The organism is Lysinibacillus telephonicus, from assembly GCF_039654155.1.
Classification (GTDB): Bacteria; Bacillota; Bacilli; order Bacillales_A; family Planococcaceae; genus Ureibacillus; species Ureibacillus telephonicus.
This window is the reverse complement of record NZ_CP155468.1, coordinates 1,501,425-1,518,371: the sequence shown is the minus strand read 5'-3', so window position 1 is coordinate 1,518,371 and position 16,947 is coordinate 1,501,425. Positions and strand designations below refer to the sequence as shown.

General features: G+C 37.6%; 17 protein-coding genes. All 17 read right to left on the bottom strand.

Features of this window, described 5'->3' with window-relative positions; all coding sequences use genetic code 11:
- Positions 1–1,121: 1,121 nt before the first annotated feature.
- Positions 1,122–2,024 (bottom strand): 4-hydroxy-tetrahydrodipicolinate synthase, encoded by a 903-nt coding sequence (gene dapA / locus MKY04_RS07200; RefSeq protein ID WP_346235567.1) that lies wholly within the window; start codon positions 2,022–2,024, stop codon positions 1,122–1,124.
- Between the two features lie 12 nt (positions 2,025–2,036).
- Positions 2,037–3,074 carry an aspartate-semialdehyde dehydrogenase gene (locus tag MKY04_RS07195; RefSeq protein ID WP_126293012.1) on the bottom strand — a complete coding sequence of 346 codons (1,038 nt, stop codon included), beginning with the start codon at positions 3,072–3,074 and terminating at the stop codon, positions 2,037–2,039.
- Positions 3,075–3,155: 81 nt separating this feature from the next.
- On the bottom strand, positions 3,156–3,746 hold the full coding sequence (locus MKY04_RS07190; protein WP_126293011.1) for a dipicolinate synthase subunit B: 591 nt from the start codon (positions 3,744–3,746) through the stop codon (positions 3,156–3,158).
- The gene (locus MKY04_RS07185; RefSeq protein ID WP_126293010.1) at positions 3,725–4,522 is read right to left on the bottom strand and encodes an NAD(P)-dependent oxidoreductase; all 798 of its coding nucleotides are present in this window, start codon (positions 4,520–4,522) and stop codon (positions 3,725–3,727) included. The genes MKY04_RS07190 and MKY04_RS07185 overlap by 22 nt, the downstream gene beginning before the upstream one ends.
- Positions 4,519–4,788: a YlmC/YmxH family sporulation protein gene (locus MKY04_RS07180; protein ID WP_126293009.1), complete on the bottom strand. Its 270-nt coding sequence runs from the start codon at positions 4,786–4,788 to the stop codon at positions 4,519–4,521. The genes MKY04_RS07185 and MKY04_RS07180 overlap by 4 nt, the downstream gene beginning before the upstream one ends.
- A gap of 179 nt (positions 4,789–4,967) precedes the next feature.
- Complete coding sequence (locus MKY04_RS07175) at positions 4,968–6,209, bottom strand: M16 family metallopeptidase (RefSeq protein ID WP_126293008.1); 1,242 nt, start codon at positions 6,207–6,209, stop codon at positions 4,968–4,970.
- A 246-nt stretch (positions 6,210–6,455) separates the two neighbouring features.
- Positions 6,456–8,567: a polyribonucleotide nucleotidyltransferase gene (pnp, locus tag MKY04_RS07170; protein ID WP_346235566.1), complete on the bottom strand. Its 2,112-nt coding sequence runs from the start codon at positions 8,565–8,567 to the stop codon at positions 6,456–6,458.
- Positions 8,568–8,910: 343 nt separating this feature from the next.
- Positions 8,911–9,180, bottom strand: a complete 270-nt coding sequence (gene rpsO / locus MKY04_RS07165) for a 30S ribosomal protein S15 (RefSeq protein WP_126293006.1) — start codon at positions 9,178–9,180, stop codon at positions 8,911–8,913.
- Positions 9,181–9,314: 134 nt separating this feature from the next.
- Complete coding sequence (gene ribF / locus MKY04_RS07160) at positions 9,315–10,265, bottom strand: riboflavin biosynthesis protein RibF (protein WP_126293005.1); 951 nt, start codon at positions 10,263–10,265, stop codon at positions 9,315–9,317.
- 15 nt (positions 10,266–10,280) lie between these two features.
- Positions 10,281–11,192 (bottom strand): tRNA pseudouridine(55) synthase TruB, encoded by a 912-nt coding sequence (gene truB / locus MKY04_RS07155; protein ID WP_126293004.1) that lies wholly within the window; start codon positions 11,190–11,192, stop codon positions 10,281–10,283.
- Positions 11,193–11,481: 289 nt separating this feature from the next.
- Positions 11,482–11,823 (bottom strand): 30S ribosome-binding factor RbfA, encoded by a 342-nt coding sequence (gene rbfA / locus MKY04_RS07150; protein WP_126293003.1) that lies wholly within the window; start codon positions 11,821–11,823, stop codon positions 11,482–11,484.
- A 94-nt stretch (positions 11,824–11,917) separates the two neighbouring features.
- Positions 11,918–12,196, bottom strand: a complete 279-nt coding sequence (locus MKY04_RS07145; RefSeq protein WP_126293002.1) for a DUF503 domain-containing protein — start codon at positions 12,194–12,196, stop codon at positions 11,918–11,920.
- Entirely contained in the window at positions 12,196–14,427 is a 2,232-nt protein-coding gene (gene infB / locus MKY04_RS07140) for a translation initiation factor IF-2 (RefSeq protein ID WP_126293001.1), read from the bottom strand. The genes MKY04_RS07145 and infB overlap by 1 nt, the downstream gene beginning before the upstream one ends.
- Before the next feature lie 14 nt (positions 14,428–14,441).
- On the bottom strand, positions 14,442–14,747 hold the full coding sequence (locus MKY04_RS07135; protein WP_126293000.1) for a YlxQ family RNA-binding protein: 306 nt from the start codon (positions 14,745–14,747) through the stop codon (positions 14,442–14,444).
- Positions 14,744–15,022, bottom strand: coding sequence for an RNase P modulator RnpM (rnpM, locus tag MKY04_RS07130; protein ID WP_126292999.1), 279 nt, complete (start codon positions 15,020–15,022; stop codon positions 14,744–14,746). The genes MKY04_RS07135 and rnpM overlap by 4 nt, the downstream gene beginning before the upstream one ends.
- A gap of 62 nt (positions 15,023–15,084) precedes the next feature.
- A complete protein-coding gene (nusA, locus tag MKY04_RS07125; protein WP_126292998.1) occupies positions 15,085–16,227 on the bottom strand; it encodes a transcription termination factor NusA in 1,143 nt (380 codons plus the stop codon).
- Positions 16,228–16,248: 21 nt separating this feature from the next.
- Positions 16,249–16,728, bottom strand: coding sequence for a ribosome maturation factor RimP (gene rimP, locus MKY04_RS07120; protein ID WP_126292997.1), 480 nt, complete (start codon positions 16,726–16,728; stop codon positions 16,249–16,251).
- Positions 16,729–16,947: the final 219 nt, after the last annotated feature.

Here is a 16,947-nt window from a genome sequence, read left to right as displayed (position 1 = left end):
CTAAAAATATCCCGAACGCACAACCACTTATAAATCATTATACGGTGTCCATGCAGGAAGCACAAATAAAAAAGCGAAAATTTTAATTTTAAAAGCGGAGGCGGCTCGTTTAGGCTCGACATGCGCTGGAGACTTCCGCCAAGCGTGCTTGCACGCGTAGAAGGAAGTTGAAGCGACACGAGAGCCTAGCCGACGCAGCTGGATATCTTTAAAAGCGGAGGCGGCTCGCTTAGGCTCGACATGCACTGGAGACTTCCGCCAAGCGTGCTTGCACGCGCAGAAGGAAGTTGAAGTGACACGAGAGCCTAGCCGCCGCAGCTGGATATCTTTAAAAGCGAAGGCGGCTCGCTTAGGCTCGACATGCGCTGGAGACTTCCGCCAAGCGTGCTTGCACGCGTAGAAGGAAGTTGAAGTGACACGAGAGCCTAGCCGACGCAGCTGGATATCTTTAAAAGCGGAGGCGGCTCGTTTAGGCTCGACATGCGCTGGAGACTTCCGCCAAGCGTGCTTGCACGCGTAGAAGGAAGTTGAAGCGACACGAGAGCCTAGCCGACGCAGCTGGATATCTTTAAAAGCGGAGGCGGCTCGCTTAGGCTCGACATGCACTGGAGACTTCCGCCAAGCGTGCTTGCACGCGCAGAAGGAAGTTGAAGCGACACGAGAGCCTAGCCGCCGCAGCTGGATATCTTTAAAAGCGAAGGCGGCTCGCTTAGGCTCGACATGCGCTGGAGACTTCCGCCAAGCGTGCTTGCACGCGTAGAAGGAAGTTGAAGCGACACGAGAGCCTAGCCGCCGTAGCTGGATATCTTTAAAGCGAAGGCGGCTCGCTTAGGCTCGCGTCGGCGAAAGCGCCACATCCTGTGGCATCGCCGACAATTTTTCTGCACCGAAAGCGAAGCGTCAGATGCATGACTCACATCGTGTGAGCCCATGCGCTGGCCCACAAAAGCGTAACATTCTGTTGCACTGTCGACACTCGCACCTCCTCGTATATGCAGGGGGACACAATCGTTGTCCATACTCACCTAGATGGTAATAAAATCAAGAGCACCACTACCTATGACTTCCTAACTTTTAAAAAAAGCAAACACCGAAATGTTTGCCTTTCAATACTCCATAACTTAAGAGACAGTATTTAATTTTGCTACTTTTTCTTGGAATTGCTCCCAAACTTCATCAAACCTAATTCTTTCTTCTTCCAATAGTTCAACTAATGGAAGTCTTACTTTTTCAACATTAAAACCAACTTTACTCATTGCATATTTTACAGGGACTGGATTTGGGTTTTCGAATAATTTTTTAATAAGTGGTAACATTGCTTGATGGTATTTTGCAGCAACTTCATGTCGCCCTTTTTCAAATGCTTTAATCATTGCCTGCATTTCATTTCCAATAACATGAGAGGCAACCGAAATGACCCCTCTCCCTCCTATCGAAATAAGAGGCAGTGTCAAGGCATCATCTCCGCTGTATACAAATGTATCATCCGAAACGTTTGCTAGTATTTCAGTCATTTGATCCAGACTTCCACTAGCCTCTTTTATAATGCGGATATTGGGAATTTTACTTAACTCGATTGTCGTTTGTGCAGAAATATTAACCCCAGTACGTCCTGGAACATTATAAACAACAATCGGCAAGTTTGTAATATTCGCAACAGCCTCAAAATGTGCATAAATTCCTCTTTGGTTTGGCTTGTTATAAAAAGGTGCAACGACCATTATGCCATCAGCACCAAAAGCCTCCACCACTTTTGTTGCTTCGATTGTGTACGAAGTATCATTATAACCAACACCAGCAATTACTGGAATTCGTTTATTTACTTTTTTTATCGTAAAATCAATAAACTCTCTTTTTTCTGGAATAGTTAATGTTGGGGTTTCACCCGTCGTCCCACAAACTATGATTGCATCTGTACCATTTAGAATTAAGTGCTCTATTACTCGCTCTGCTACTTCATAATTAATTTTTCCATTGTCATCAAATGGGGTAATCATGGCAGTAGCAATTCGACCTAAATCCACTATTAACACCCCTTAGAGTAAATTATCCTCTAACATCGCTTCTGCAATTTGAATGGAGTTTAAAGCAGCGCCTTTTAATAAATTATCTGAAACAATCCATAAATGGAATCCTTTTTTGTTCGATAGGTCTTGGCGAATACGTCCAACATAAACTGGATCTTCACCTTCAACATATAATGGCATTGGATATTCTTGGTTAGATATATCATCTTGTAATACAATACCAGGAGCATTTTTCAACACATCAAAAATATTTTGAACAGAAGCGTCTTTTTCAACTTCTATATAAACAGATTCAGAGTGTCCAGAGACAACTGGTACACGAACACACGTTGCAGCTACTGAAAGTTCAGGCATATGCATAATTTTTTTCGTTTCATTTATCATTTTCATTTCTTCATATGTAAAGCCATTGTCCGTAAATACATCGATTTGCGGAATGACATTACGCGCAATCGGATAATGCTTTTTATCTGATTTACAAGGTAGAATATTTGCCTCAACATCTTTGCCAGCTTCCCACTGTGCGCTTTGTTGACGCAGTTCTTCAATTGCTGAAACACCTGAACCAGATACAGCTTGGTAAGTGGAAACAATTACTTTTGTTAAACCAAATGCCTCACGAATTGGTTGAAGTGCAGCAACCATTTGGATCGTTGAACAGTTTGGATTTGCAATAATTCCATTATGACGAGCTAAATCTTCTCTATTTACTTCTGGCACAACTAAGGGCACTTCTGGGTGCATACGGAAATGACTTGTATTATCAATTACAACAGCACCACGTTTTGCTGCTTCTGGCGCTAATTTCGCAGAAACAGAACCGCCAGCTGAGAATAACGCAACATCTACACCTTCAAAAGCTTCTGGCGTAGCTTCTTCAATTGTGTAAGTTTTTCCGCCAAACTCAACTTCTTTGCCAGCTGATCTAGCAGAAGCTAAAAATTTTATATGTTTAATCGGAAAATTACGTTTTAATAGCTGTTCTTTCATTTTAGTTCCTACTGCACCTGTAGCACCTACAATTGCAACTGTTAATTCCTTAGACATTTACTCATCTCTCCTCAAAAACTAGTAACATAATGTTGTAAATTGTATCACAAAAAGTTTGAAATGTGTTAGAAAATTGGATTATTTCAAATATTGGATAAATAAGGGTTGTAGCTGTTTTTTATGAATGAGAGCATGCTCGACAGTTTCGAGCATCTTTGTAAAATCTGCAATTAATGAGTTCGGTTTATTAAATGGATCATCTTGACCGAAAGGAATAAAATATATATTTTTTGAGTTCAACAATTTCATAATATTTACCCCATTTAATCCTAGGGCATCATTTGTAGAAATTCCTAATACAACCGGGGAACCGTTTCGGAGTGTTGCTTTTGCAGCCATTAATACAGGACTATCTGTTGAAGCATTTGCAAACTTGCTAATTGAATTACCAGTCATAGGGGCAATAACCATACAATCTAGTGGATTTTTCGGACCAAAAGGCTCTGCTTCTACAATGGACGATACAACTTTCTCTCCAGCTAAAGACTCTATTTTTTCAATCCATTCTTCTCCAGTTCCAAAGCGTGTTGCAGCAGTTAACACGGAATGTGTAATAATAGGTACTACTGTAGCACCAGCATTGCGGAAATCCATAATTCTTGGAACAACTTCCTCATAGGTACAATGTGACGCTGTTATGCCTAGCCCTATTCTTTTTCCTTCGAGCAAGGATCTCTCCTCCTTAATTGTTCGACAATCGATTCATATAATACGTTTCCAGCATCTTCAGGGAAAAACTTTCCAGGCAGCGCTGGCAACAGTTCATACTGCTTTCTACTAATTCCATCTTGTAAACACCCTGGATAGGAGGCTAAATCAAATATTGGAATAGAAATTTTATCGTTAAATTGTTCATCAAGCCATTTTGCTGGAATTGTATTAATAAAGAAGTCTCCTTTGATGTCACCTACTTCTTCCAAGTAAACAGCTTCATAGCGCAATGCTTTTGCTTCATTTAGCTGTATATTCGATCTGACAGCTACACAAACATGTGCGCCCATACTTCTTAAAATATGCGCAACCATTTTTGCTACTCGACCAAAGCCGGTTACGATAAACTTTTTTCCTCTAATTGCTCGTTTTGTATTATAGAAGGTTGATACAAACGCTTCCGCTGTTAAAGAAGCATTGTGCCAAATAAATGCCTCATCTTCTAAATAATAATGAACTTCATTTTGCTGTAATAGTTCTTTCCATTGGTCATTTAATTTGCCAGCAAAAATGACTGCTCGTGATAGTCCATATACAATTGGCACTTCAATCGGTAATGGATGAATTGGCAGCACAACAAAGTGAGGATGAAACTCAAGAACTGTTTTGTTTAGCTCTTCATCCCACACCGATAAATTTTTATAAAATACGGTTCTATTACCATCGCTCAAATTTTTTGCTAAAACCTTCATTCGTGAATCTGTACCAACAATAAGCCATTTCTCTTCATTCATAAATCAAACTTCCCTCTTTGTGTATATGTTTTACGGAACAAAATTCTATCTTCACCAATTAGGTGAATTTCCTCCCAAGGAATAAATAAAGGTGAAGTTGTTTTCTTTTTTTGAAATGGCAATTTCGTTGATTGTTCACCGAGTTCAAAGCCAAAAATCTTACCTGTCTTTGGATCAAATACGCATTCCGTTTCAGATAAATATCCGTATCGAACTCCATTTTCCATTTCAATCAATTCTTTCTCTGCAAGCTCCGATAGCAGCATTATCTCCCTCCTCCATGAGCTTATTGTTACTATATGCAACCTAAGAAATGAAGGTGCCCCTTCAACTCAAGTTCTGAATGTTATAAAAAATTAACGAAAATATAAATCGTTAGTTTATATTACTTTTATTCTTTAAGAGACGATTTTATTTAGAAAAATATAAAAAAGTTGTCTCCTTTTTAGGAAACAACTTTTTCATTAACTCCTTGACCAATAATCGCAACAGCAGGTTCTGCACCTAATATAGTGTCAATAAGTTCATCTATTTTGTCCATCGATACCGAATCGATTTCTGAGATAGTTTCATCGATTGTTTTATGGCGGCCATGAACAAGTTCATTTTTTCCATTGCGGCTCATTCTTGCACTGGTACCCTCTAAATCTAAAACGAAGCTGCCTTTTAAATGCTCTTTTGCATTTTCCAATTCTGTTTTTGTAACCCTTGAAGAACGAACTGTATTTAAAGTTTTATCAATTGTTTGCTGTAATAATGGTAGCTGTTGATTTGTTGTACTGCTATATATTGTCAATGCTCCGACATCCTCATAGCATGACTGATAGGAAAAAATTGTATAAGCGAGTCCACGATCTTCCCTTACCTCTTGGAATAGTCTTGAGGATGTGTTGCCGCCAATTATATTATTTAAAACAATAAAGCTATTTAAATCTGGGTGTTTTACTCCTATTGCTGGATATGAAATAGCAATATGGGACTGCTCTACATCACGTTGTTTGACATATTTGCCAGAATGAAATGTTGGGAAAGTAAGTGTCGTTTCTACAGCCTTAGGGGAATGCTCAAAACGACTAAACAACTTTTCAATGTGAAGTAGCAAGTCCTTAGTTATATTACCAGCAACTGAGATGACAATATTTTCTGGGTAATAATGTTTATCCATATATTGAAGGATTGTGTCTTTTGTGAATGTCTGTAATGTTTCGCTTGTACCTAAAATCGGTAGACCTAGAGCGTCGGTCGGGTACATAACGCGCCATAATTGTTCATGAACATCATCATCAGGTGCATCCTCGCTCATTAAAATTTCTTCTAAAACAACCTGGCGCTCTTTTTCCAATTCCACCTTTGCAAACTCTGAATTAAAAAACATATCTGCAAGTATAGAAATTGCCAGTTCACCATGATGATCTAACACTTTTGCATAATAACAAGTATTTTCTTTTGAAGTAAACGCATTAATTTCACCGCCAATTCGATCAAATTCTTCTGCAATTTGGCGAGCTGTTCTCGTTTTCGTCCCCTTAAAGAGCATATGCTCAATAAAATGTGTAATTCCATTTTCTTCAGGCAATTCAGATCGCGATCCAACCCCTACCCATATCCCTACAGAGATTGAACGGACATGTGGAATATGTTCTGATACGATGCGAACGCCATTATGACATGTATAAACAGTAACCAATTTCTTACCTCTCTTTTTCTTTTTGTCTTTCTTTTAGCTAAATTCATAAGAAAATATATCTTCTTCATACAATACAATATTCATATAAAAAGAGCCAGTTAGAAAAGCGCAAGGGCTAATTTGTTTTCCCGGACAATAAAAAAAGGCCACCCTAGTTTAAAATCATGGGCACCTTCCTTAAATTAGCCTGCTTCATCAAATGAAGCGAGGCTATAGTTATCCGATAAGTTCTAGCTTATTCATTAATTAGGCTTGTTCAGCACGTTCTTTTTCTTCTTTAATTACCACTTTACGCGATAAGTTTACACGCCCTTGGTTATCAATCTCAATACATTTCACTAGTAGTTGATCACCAATTTTTAATACATCTTCTACTTTGTTTGTACGTTCTTCTTGAATTTCTGAAATGTGTAGCAAGCCGTCTTTTCCTGGGAAAATTTCACAGAATGCGCCGAATTTCTCGATACGTTTTACTGTTGCCATATAGTACTCGCCCACTTTTGCTTCACGTACAATAGATTCGATGATTTCTTTAGCACGTTTGTTCATTTCCTCATTAGCAGAAGAAATATAAATTGTACCGTCTTGTTCAGTATCAATTTTTACGCCAGTTTCATCGATAATTTTGTTAATTGTTTTACCACCAGAACCAATTACATCACGGATTTTATCTGGATTGATATGAACCACTTCAATTTTTGGAGCATATTTAGATAAGTGAGTACGCGGCTCAGCAAGTGTAGCAAGCATTGATTCTAATATAATCATACGACCAGCTTTTGCTTGTTGCAGTGCTTCTTCTAAAATGTTTCGAGATAACCCGTCAATTTTAATATCCATTTGAAGTGCAGTTACACCTTTTGCTGTACCTGCTACTTTAAAGTCCATATCTCCAAGGTGGTCTTCCATTCCTTGAATATCCGTTAAAATAGTATAATGTTCGCCTTTTTTAACAAGACCCATTGCAATACCAGCTACAGGAGCTTTAATTGGTACACCCGCATCCATCATCGCAAGTGTTGAAGCACAGATTGATGCTTGTGAAGTTGAACCATTTGATTCTAAAACTTCAGATACACAACGAATTGCATATGGGAATTCAGATTCGTCAGGAATAACTGCGAGTAATGCACGTTCACCTAATGCCCCATGTCCTATTTCACGTCGTCCAGGTCCACGCATTGGTCCTGTTTCACCAACTGAGAATTGCGGGAAGTTATAGTGGTGCATAAAGCGTTTTGACTCTTCTAAACCAAGACCGTCTATAATTTGCACGTCACCCAATGGTCCTAATGTACAAATTGATAGCGCTTGAGTTTGTCCACGTGTGAACAAGCCTGAGCCATGTGCACGTTGTAATAAGCCAACTTCAGAAGAAAGTGGTCGAATTTCATCAACCTTACGACCATCAGGACGAATTTTTTCTTCTGTAATTAAACGGCGAACCTCATCTTTAACCATTTTATCTAAAATTGTTTTTACTTGTTTTAATGTTTCTTCGTCTGCTTCTTGTTCTTCGTAGCCTGCAATAACACGTTCCTTAACAGCTGTTATAGCTTCCTCACGCGCATGCTTTTCTACTGTTTGAATTGCAGCAATCATATCTTCTTCACAAAGTTCTTTAACTTGAGCAGAAAGTTCTTCGTTAATTTCAAATAGTTCAACTGCAATTTTTTCTTTTCCAACTTCAGCAACAATTTGTTCTTGGAATGCAATTAATTTCTTAATTTCTTCATGACCGAACATAATAGCTTCAAGCATAATTTCTTCAGGTACTTCTAATGCACCTGCTTCAACCATATTAATGGCATCTTTATTTCCTGCCACAGATAGGTGAATAGTACTTTTTTCTACTTGTTCAACAGTCGGATTGATAACAAATTCACCATCAATGTAACCAACATGTACTCCAGCAATTGGTCCATTGAATGGAATATCTGAAATAGCTAATGCCAATGATGAACCAAACATTGCCGCCACATCAGTAGGACAATCAGGATCAGAAGACATTACCATTGAAATAACTTGTACTTCATTACGGAATCCGTCTGGGAACATTGGTCGAATTGGACGGTCAATTAAACGTGAAACTAAAATCGCATGCTCTGATGGTCGACCTTCACGCTTAATAAATCCACCGGGAATTTTACCAGCTGCATAAAGACGTTCTTCATAGTTCACCGTTAGTGGGAAGAAATCTAATGCCTTTGGAGTTTTTGACATCGTGGCTGTTGCAAGTACTGCTGATTCACCATAGCGTACTAATGTTGCACCATTTGCTTGTTTTGCTAGCTGTCCTACCTCAACTACTAGTTGGCGGCCAGCCCATTCATATGAATAGACTTTTTTTTCGGTCATTTAATGAACCCCTTTCTTAATGAAACACACTACGTTACGAATATATATCATAGTAAGTGTATCAAAAAAGCAATTTCTATGCTAAATATTTTCAATTTAATTATGGCTATTTCGTATATTTTTTACAATTTATTTAGGAGAATATCATTTATTTCTTTTTTATTTAAAAAAAGATTTTACATAAATAAAAAGCGGGAATATTCCCGCTTTTTTGGCCAACGCTATGTTGGTCATGCTTTTTACTGTCTAGCTGCAGCGCCCAGCCCCTACTTCCCACGTGTGCAAAATTTATTCTGCATCGAAAGTGATAGCGGCAGATGCAGGGCGCTTTCGCTTTTCTTTATTATCGACGTAATCCAAGACGTTGGATTAATTCACGGTAACGTTGTACGTCTGTTTCACGTAAGTATTTTAATAAGTGACGACGACGACCAACTTTTTTAAGAAGACCACGTTCTGAGTGGAAGTCTTTTTTATGAGTACGTAAGTGATCGTTTAAAGCATTGATTTCTGCAGTTAATACTGCGATTTGTACTTCTGGAGAACCAGTATCTCCTTCGTGAGTGCGGTACTCAGCGATAATTTCATTTTTGCGTTCTTTTGTGATTGCCATAGTCTTATGGACCTCCTAAATAATAATTTAACACCAATAGCACAGCAGTCGTTGGAGAATCGAAAAGCCGAGCTAAGGTTTAGTGCGTAATACACTTAAAGAAGTGTACCATACTTTAGATTTACAAGCAAATATTATGATAGGTGCTTGAAGTAAAGAATTGCTTCCTCTTTATCTTTTTCAATTTGAGCCTTTAATGCATCGATGCCGTCAAATTTTTGTTCACTTCGAAGACGTTTATACCAACCAACTTGTACTTCTTCTCCATAAATATTTTTATTAAAATCTAAAATATGCACTTCAATTGATAATTGTCGGTCATCAGGGTTTTTAAACGTTGGTTTATATCCCACATTACAAACACCATCATACCATTTGTTTTGAACTAAAATTCTCACAGCATATACACCGGTTGCAGGAATAAAACTACCTTCTATCGCTTGAATATTTGCAGTTGGGAAACCAATTGTACGCCCTCTCTTATCCCCATGAACGACTATACCTGGCACTTCAAATGCTCGTCCTAATAATTTCGCTGCACTTTCCATATCTCCATCTTGTAGATATTGACGTATTCTTGTAGAGCTTATTTTTTCTGCATCATCACTTAGTTTATCCACAATCGTTACACCATAATCTCCATTGCTTAATTCTTTCATCGTTTCCATATTGCCCTTGCCAAAATTTCCGAATGAGAAATCAAATCCTGCAGTGACATGTTTAACATTTAAATCCCGAATAAAGTATTGAATAAAATCTTCTGGAGAAAGTTTAGCAAAATCTGATGTAAATTGAACAACAAAAACATTATCTACACCCAGATCATTTAATATGTCCAGCTTTTGTTGTAATGGTGTTATGTAAAATACTTTTTCCTTTCGCCCACCTAATACGATAGATGGGTGGGGATCAAATGTCATAACTGCACTCTCAATCTTTAACTCTTGCGCTTTGTCGATTGCAGTTTTTATGACAGCTTGATGACCTTTATGTACACCATCAAAAAATCCGACTGCTAATGAATATGCAGCCGTTTGATCTAGTTGATTTAACTGATGTGGATATTTCAAATGAATAATATTCATTGTGGATTTTGCCTCCTATATTAAATTTGGGAACATTTTTTCAGGCTTCATGAATCCTTCTTTTGTTGGATGTGCTATATAAACGGCTAAAGCCTTTCCTTGCTTACTAAACACAATTTTATCACTTTCTCTTAAAAAGGCATGTATCGGAAGCACTTGTCCATTTATAATTTGTTTATCATTTGATGAATCAATTTCAACAAATGGATAATTAGCTAATGCATATTCTACAGGAAGAATGATATTTTGAATATTTCCTTCATTCATGATGTTTTCCACTTGTTCTATTGTGACACAATTCTCCTTAGTAAATGTTCCAGAGGCAGTACGGATTAAAGATAACATATGTGCAGGAAAACCTAATTTTTCCCCAATTTGTACAGCAAGTGTACGGATATACGTTCCTTTACTGCACGCAATTCTTAAACGAAATGTTATTTCTTCCCCCTCGAAAACTGTTGAATCATCAAGCAATTGCATCGAATAGATCGTTACAGTTCTTGTTGGGCGTTCTACAACTTCACCTTTACGAGCGTATTCGTAAAGTCTTTTACCATTTACTTTTACAGCAGAGAACATTGGCGGAGTTTGTTCTATCCGACCTGTTAAAGATTCTAATACTTCTAATAGCTGCTGTCTTGAAATCTTTTTATAAGTTTCATCTGCTTCGACTGTTTCCCCTTCAGCATCCTCTGTTGTAGTTGATTTGCCAATACTAACAATCGCCTCATATGTTTTGCCAGCATCAGTTAGATATTCTGCAATTCTTGTCGCCTGCCCAATGCAAATAGGCAGGACTCCTTCAACTGCTGGATCTAATGTTCCCGTATGACCAATTTTTTTCGTTTTTAAGATTTTGCGCAATTTAAAAACACAATCATGGCTAGTCATGCCTCGCTCTTTCCATAGCGCTATAATGCCGTTCATTGTAGTTCTCCTTTAATATTAGCTATGAGATAAATGAAATTTATCATACAAAAATTCTGAACTCGATAAAAAGAAAAGTCTACATTGCACAACATTATGCAGATGTAGACCTATACTCTTTAAATTTTTGTCCCGCATTGACGAGAAGTAGAAATCCTACTATTTCAACTTTAGAAGAGTCGAGTAATGGTAGGTGGTGATCAACTTCTCCTAATAAGTTCCACTAACAATCAGTAGGGGATGAAGACCTCTACTGACTAAAGTTCAACTTTATAGTTCCCTTTAGAATTTACTCTTCATGGAGAGAACGTAACAGCGCATCAATTTTGTTTCCGTATTCAATCGATGAATCAAATTCAAATGTTATTTCAGGTGTTCGACGCAAACGAATTCGATTCCCAATTTCAGTACGAATGAAACCAGAAGCTTTTACTAAAGCTTTTAATGTTTCTTCACGCTCACGATCGTTTCCTAGAGAAGAAATATAGACAGTTGCTTGTTGAAGATCACCAGTAACGTCTACATCCGTTATGGTTACAAATCCAACACGCGGGTCTTTTAATTTACGAGTAATAATATCGCCAAGCTCTTTTTTCATTTGCTCAGCTATACGATTTGAACGTAATGACATAAGATGTGCCACCTCTTTATTAAAGGGATGTTTTTTTATAAGGTATTTATATATTGATATTATACCTAGCCATCACCTTTAAAATTTAGTCTAGTTATAAATAATCTCGCCAAACCTCAAGCTGTTCCCATGCAGGATTTGATTGAAGAAAATGCAGTGCGTGGTTGATTTCACGCTCTGCACTTGCCTTCGATGAGGAAACGGACACTAAAGCTAATCTTGTCCGTTGCCACACATCTTGATGGTCAATTTCTGCTATCGAAACATTGAACTTTTGCTTTGTACGAGTAATCATTCGCTGGAGAACTGCTCTCTTTTCTTTTAACGAATGGGCAGTTGGAATCATAAATTCCACTTCCACGTAGACAATCACTAGCGTTTAATTTCTTCCATAATGAAGGCTTCAATTATATCGCCTTCTTTAATGTCGTTGAAGTTTTTAATTGTCATACCGCATTCGTAACCTTTCGCAACTTCTTTCGCGTCATCTTTAAATCGTTTTAACGAATCGAGTTCACCTTCATAAACTACGATGCCATCACGAATTACACGAACGCCAGAATCACGAGTTACTTTACCATCCGTTACATAAGAACCAGCGATTGTACCAACTTTTGAAACTTTAATTGTTTGACGTACTTCCGCTTGACCAATAATTTTTTCTTCAAATTCTGGGTCAAGCATACCTTTCATCGCAGCTTCGATTTCTTCAATCACTTTATAAATGATTCGGTGTAATCGAATGTCTACTCCTTCTTCTTCAGCAGCACGTTTTGCATTTGCATCTGGACGTACGTTGAAACCAATGACAATGGCATTTGAAGCTGCAGCAAGTGAAATATCTGATTCCGTAATAGCACCTGCACCAGTATGAATAATTTTCACATTAACGCCTTCTACATCAATTTTCATTAATGATGCAGCCATTGCTTCAACAGTACCTTGAACGTCTGCTTTCACGATAATATTTAATTCTTTTACTTCGCCTTGAGACATTTGTTCAAATAAATTGTCTAATGTCACGCGTTGTTTTTCTGAACGACTTGCTTGAATTGCAGTCATTGCACGAGATTCTCCAACTTGGCGAGCAGTTTTTTCGTCTTCAAATACAACAAAACGATCTCCTGCTTGTGGAACTTCATTTATTCCCGTAATTTCTACTGGAGTTGCTGGTCCAGCTTCTTTTACACGGCGTCCTAGATCGTTTACCATTGCACGTACACGTCCATAAGCATGACCTACAACGATTGGGTCCCCGATACGCAATGTACCATCTTGAACTAATAATGTAGCAACAGAACCTCTACCTTTATCTAATTGAGCTTCAATTACTGTACCGATTGCTGAACGATTAGGATTTGCTTTTAGTTCTGCTACTTCAGATACTAATAGTATCATCTCTAAAAGCGTATCAATACCTTCACCTTTTAGGGCAGATATTGGAACAAATATTGTGTCACCGCCCCAGTCTTCAGGAACTAGACCATGTTCAGTTAATTCCTGCATTACTCGGTCAGGATTTGCAGAAGGTTTATCCATTTTATTCACTGCAACAATAATTGGAACTTCTGCCGCTTTTGCGTGGTTAATCGCTTCAACAGTTTGTGGCATTACACCATCATCTGCAGCTACAACAATAATTGCTAAATCAGTAATTTTTGCTCCGCGCGCACGCATTGTTGTAAATGCAGCGTGACCTGGTGTATCAAGGAATGTAATTTTTTTATCATTTACTACAACTTGGTATGCACCTATATGTTGTGTAATTCCACCTGCTTCGCCAGCAGTCACTTTTGTATTACGAATTGAATCCAGCAATGTTGTTTTACCATGGTCAACGTGTCCCATAATCGTTACAACTGGTGGTCGTTCCTTTAATTCATCTTCATTTACTTCAGTTTGCTCGAAATATACTTCTAAATCCGTAATATCAACACGTACTTCTTCTTCTACTTCTACACCATAGTCAGCGCAAATTAATTCAATTGCATCTTTATCTAACTCTTGGTTAATTGTTGCCATTACTCCAAGCATAAATAATTTTTTAATAATTTCTGATGGTTCACGGTGTAATTTTTTCGCAAGTTCTGCAACAGATAAAGATTCATAGAAAGTAATTTTTTCTGGCAGTTCTTTTGGTGTTACAGTTGCTTGAGGTTGATGATGTTTTGGTTGGCGACGTTTCCCACCATGAATTCCTGGTTTCTTACGTTGGTTAAATCCGCCTTTATTTTTGTTGTTGTTTTGTTGTTGTTCCATGTTTTTGTTATGGTTACCCTTACTTTTATGTTTTTCGCCAGCTCCATTAGGCGTTTGTTTATGTTCATTACCAGCTTTTTTCTGTGGTTTAATAGGCTGTTGTTCTGATTGTTTATTTTGAGCTTTTGGTGCAGATTTTTTCGTATCGCTCATTACTTTTTGTTTAGAAGTTTGATTCGCTGAATTTCCTTGATTAAAAACAGAATCTAATTTAGTTACAGCTTCACTTTCAAGCATCGACATATGATTTGAAACAGTAATGTTTAGTTTGTTTAGTTGTTCGATTACTTCTTTACTTGATTTATTTACTTTTTTTGCATATTCATGAACTCTTAATTTGGTCATCTGCTCACCCCCGATTATTTTTCGTTGAGTAGACTAGACATCTTCTTCGCAAATCCACTATCTGTTATAGCGAGTGCGACACGTGCTTCTTTACCAATTGCAGTCCCTAGCTGGTAGCGATCACCAAACACATGATACTCAACGTTGTAATACGTACATTTATCTTGAATTTTTTTACTAGAATTATTTGACGCATCAGATGCTAATATTACCAGCTTTGCGTTGTTATTCCTTATTTCCTTTACTACTAACTCTTCGCCTGAAACTACTTTCCTTGCTCTTGCGGCTAGTCCTAATAGTTGAAGGAATTGTACACTCATAAAATAGACTCCCTGCGAATTAATTTGATTAGTTCATCGAAGACTTCATCAGGGATTTTCACTTCTAATTGACGCTCTAATATATTTTTCTTCCGCGCAATGTCAACTGCCTCTTCAGACTTTGATATATATGCGCCACGTCCTGATTTTTTTCCTGTAATATCTACAGATACTTCTCCTTCTTTTGAACGAACGATGCGTATCATTGATTTTTTAGGAAGCATCTCGCCAGTTACAACACATTTGCGTAATGGTACCTTTTTTTTAGTCGACATGAGAACTTCACCTTCCCTTAAAACGAAAAATATTCATTAATTATGCATATAGCGTGTTATGTTTATTCTTCGTTATCTTGATAAAGATCGTATTCGATTTCATCGTTTGAAGTATCAATATCTTCATCATCTTGGATAAATCGGCTTGATTCATTAGGGTAAATACCTAACTCGCGGGCATCTGATTCACTTTTAATATCAATTTTCCACCCTGTTAGTTTTGCTGCAAGTCGAGCATTTTGACCACGTTTACCGATAGCAAGTGATAATTGGTAATCAGGTACAACAACTGTAGTTGATTTTTCTTCTTCATTCACAATAACATCTAGTACTTTAGATGGGCTAAGTGCATTTGCTACGAATACAACTGGATCTTCTGACCACTCTACAATATCGATTTTTTCACCATTCAACTCATTTACGATATTTTGTACGCGTGCACCCTTCCCACCAACGCAAGCCCCTACTGCATCAACTTCTTCGTTATGTGCATAAACAGAAATCTTCGAACGATCTCCTGCTTCACGAGCAATTGATTTAATTTCTACAATGCCTTCATAAATTTCTGGAACTTCCATTTCGAAAAGTCTTCGAAGTAATCCTGGATGTGTGCGAGAAACAATTACTTGTGGTCCGCGTGTTGTACGTTCAACCTTTGTAATATAAACGCGAATTCTTGACTGAGGTTTATAAACTTCACCTTGAATTTGTTCATTTACTGGCAATGCAGCTTCAACTTTACCTAAGCTAATATAAATGTTGCGTGCATCTTGACGTTCAATTGTACCATTAACAATATCGTCTGTGCGGTCAACAAATTCTTCATAGATTAATCCACGTTCAGCTTCGCGAACTCGCTGCGTTACAACTTGTTTAGCCGTTTGAGCAGCAATACGGCCGAAATTACGCGGCGTTACTTCTTGTTCTAACACATCACCAATTTCATAAGCAGGGTTGATTTTTTTCGCTTCTTCAAGAGAAATTTGAAGACGATCATCTTCTACTTCTTCTACTACATCCTTACGTGAGTAAACAACCATTGAACCATTTTCTAAATTTAAATCAACACGAACATTTTGTGCTTGATTAAAGTTACGTTTATATGCAGTTACTAATGCCGCCTCAATTGCTTCAATTAAAACGTCTCTTGAAATGCCTTTTTGCTGTTCCAGAGCAGTTAAAGCATCTAATAAATCACTACTCATTCTATTTTCACTCCTAAATAGCTAGTTTGATGAAAAATCAATTGCAAGCCGTGCTTTTGCGATTTTTTCTTTTTCAATAAAAATGTTAATTTTACGAGTTTTAATTCGAACTTCAAGCTCTAAACCTTGTTCAGTATATGCCTTCAAATAACCTTGAAATTCTTTCATATCTTTTATTGGCTCATATGTTTTCACATAAATAAATTTGCCTACTGCTTTTTCGAAATCTGCTTCTTTCTTCAAAGGACGCTCGGCTCCAGGTGAAGAAACTTCTAAATAATAGTTTTGCTCGATTGGATCTTTTTCATCCAGAACTACACTTAGACGCTCACTAACTTGAGCGCACTGGTCGATATCGATTCCGCCTTCAGGTGTATCTATATAGACGCGAAGAAACCAATCGCGGCCCTCCTTTAAAAACTCTATATCGACTAGTTCAAGATTTAAGTCTTCTAAAATTGGTGTAACAAGCTCTTCAATTACTGACGTTACTTTGCTCATAGTATCCTCCTAAACGTAATTGTTTTTTGCTTATTAATATAACTAGTTGTTGCTTAAAGTAAAGCGTAGGCGTCCTAACTCTTTTTTGCGAAAAGTCGACATTACTTACATTGTGTTTGGAGTACTAAAAATCCAAACAAGTTCATGCTTTTCCTTTATTAAAGGAAAACACAGATAATAAGTCTGCGGCTTACTATAGTCGTAATTTTAAAATTGTAT